Annotated in this window: 2 protein-coding genes; both read right to left on the bottom strand. The window is 58.9% G+C overall.

All coding sequences use genetic code 11. The features are described 5' to 3' along the window. Window positions 1-228 (bottom strand): hypothetical protein (locus FHR04_RS20605; protein WP_139405045.1); only part of this gene is annotated, 228 nt, incomplete at its 3' end. Between the two features lie 1,249 nt (window positions 229-1,477). Then, the coding region (locus tag FHR04_RS20600; protein ID WP_211344227.1) for a hypothetical protein at window positions 1,478-2,594 on the bottom strand (1,117 nt) is incomplete at its 5' end.

Genomic DNA, 2,594 nt, shown 5'->3' with positions numbered 1-2,594 from the left:
GCGGCGCGTCTCGCGGTTCTCGCGGGCCTGCTTCTCCAGGCGGCGGCGCGTCTCTTCGACGATCTCGGGCAGCAGCATGGCGGCCTCCTGGTCCTCGCCCTGGTCTGAGGTCAGCACAAGGGGGGGGGCGGCTGGGGCTGGGCGGCTGGCCTTCTGGAACTGCTTGCTGGGCTGCACCTGGGCGCGGCGGGTGTCCACCGGCTCGCCACGCAGGGCGGCTAGGCCCATCTCCAGATAGGGATTAGGGGCTGCTCGTTCAGGGATGAGGGGCTTAACAATGAGGTCCAGGAGTGGAACTACGGGGGCGATTTGCCGTACCCTATCGGTATAGCTGTCCTGCTTTTGATTGTTCATCGGAAGTGGTCCTTCGGAGTGGGATGGCTCAATCAACGGTGTTTGGAGACACTTTTGACTGGCTTCGAGAATTACCTTAGCACCCCGCCTCCCAGCGGGGTGTTGCCAGTTGGGGTGAACGGCAGGTCCAGCACCTCCCTCCCTGCTGATTTTTTGGGCCATTTCTCGCGCATTGACCCCTCGAAAAACGGCCCAAAAGTTGACCAGTAATTAAAATTAACAGCACCCTGGTTTTTTCCCCTCTGGAACGCAGTTTCAGAGGCAAGATGCACTTTAGTGCTAATCTTGCGTAACACCCCAGCACCCGCAGAAAATCGGCACCCAATTCCTGTTTTTGCTGGGGCTTTGGCACGGTCAGGATTTGGCCTACCTAGCCCGGTTTCGCTCCGCCTCAGCCTTGGCCCATGCTTCATTTAAGGCCACTTCGACGGCCTCGCCCTCCGCCAACCAGTAGAAGCGCTCCCGATTCTCAGTCCTCCTCGTGACCACTAATCCAGCAGTGATGAGCCGATCCAGGGCCTTACGCAAAGACGACGAGTCCGACAGGTGTCCGCGTCTGGTCAGCCGATCATGGATTTCATCCTGCTGCTGTTCCTCAAGCGACAGGCACAGCAGCACGTCACTCCCTTTCATATTGTTCACCCTCAGACATGATCGGGCCTCCAAAAGTGCGTGAGTGGTGAAACCAAAATTTTACCCGCGTCAGAACACTGTATCATACGATTTGAAAGGAGCGACAATGCAAAAGGGAGTAATGACTATGCTCTTGGCATCCATCTTCGTACTCTTCGGTATAGGAATTATAATAGTTGAGAGAATAAATCTGTTTAATAAAAAAATAGAACTGATTACTAGTAAAATAAGTTTCAATTACGAAATTCTGTCCCCCAACTTTCTAATAAACGCCTTAGCTCTGTTATGTATAGTGGGCGGCGGACTAGTTCTAATCTCTTCTGCAAGAAAAACCGAATAAGTTTTCTATAGTTTCTCTGCCCTAAATGTCATTAGAGCAGAGAGATTTTTACGCTATTAACAGATGTCCTCATGCGGTCATATGCTCAGAACGTAATCACCCTCAAGCCCAACTGAGCAGCGCCTGGTCTTCGGGCGCGGTCCCCGAAGGTCAGGCGCTGCGAAGGCGGGCCGCGAACAGCGCGCCGGGGTTTCTCAGCTCGCTGGACTCCTGCACATCCGCCAGCAACCGCAGCAACTGGGCCGAGAACGCCTCTAAAGAGCCGTTCCGGGTGGCTGCCCACAGCAACCCACACCAGAATCTTCGGCTGTGGCTGTCGCCCAGGGCGTGCGAGATGATCGACGCCGCGTTTCCGATGGCTCCGGCCTGCTTGAGTTCGCTCAGTTCCCCGATCAGCGGCAGGGCATAAACCGTGTCCTGGAGGGTCATTTTCTGCTCGGCCTGAAATGTCCGCTCTAAACACAACGAAGTCATTTTCGCATTGGGATTAACGGCCCAGGTTTTCAGGACGTGCTCCTGCCTGGCTAAACCCTCACAGGTGTTTAGATAGGACATTAGCTTTTTCGCCGTCCTGCCCGACTCCAAGTCCGCCTGGAAGTCTCGCCACTCGTGCTGCCAGTCCTCGGGGGACAGGTAGGCGTCACAGGTGCTGGGCCGTAGCTTGACCGCCCAGATCGAGCCGTCCCACAGGTGCCGGGTGGTGCCGATGCCGGTCTTGACCTTCGCGGCGTGCGCGCCGCCGTCAATCACCCCAGCGTGCTCCAGCTCATTGGTCAGTCGCCGGAAGTGCCGGGTGGTGTACCGCGCCACGAAGGCCAGCAACAGTTGGGGCGTGTGGAAGGCCGCCGAGTTGGGGATCACCGGATACCGGCAGTCCTGGGCCTTCGCCACAGCCAGCATGTGCATGATGCGGAACACCAGCCGCGCGCCCTTGCTCAGCCACGGCACCGAATCAAGCACCGCGTCGGCGCTCAGCTCGCCCCAGGCAGGCCCAGGGACTTCAGGGCGGGGCAAGGTGACGCGCACACTGCCGCTGGGGGGCTGACGGCCTTCCTGAAGGCTCACAGGCGGCACGAAGTCCGGCGCGGCCTCGTCGGTGGGGGCGGTCACGAGCTGGTGAAAGCGGGCGCGCTGTTCGGCGCGGCGCGTCTCGCGGTTCTCGCGGGCCTGCTTCTCCAGGCGGCGGCGCGTCTCTTCGACGATCTCGGGCAGCAGCATGGCGGCCTCCTGGTCCTCGCCCTGGTCTGAGGTCAGCACAAGGGGGGGG

Source organism: Deinococcus radiopugnans ATCC 19172, assembly GCF_006335125.1.
Classification (GTDB): domain Bacteria; phylum Deinococcota; class Deinococci; order Deinococcales; family Deinococcaceae; genus Deinococcus; species Deinococcus radiopugnans.
This window is presented reverse-complemented; position numbering and strand designations above follow the sequence as displayed.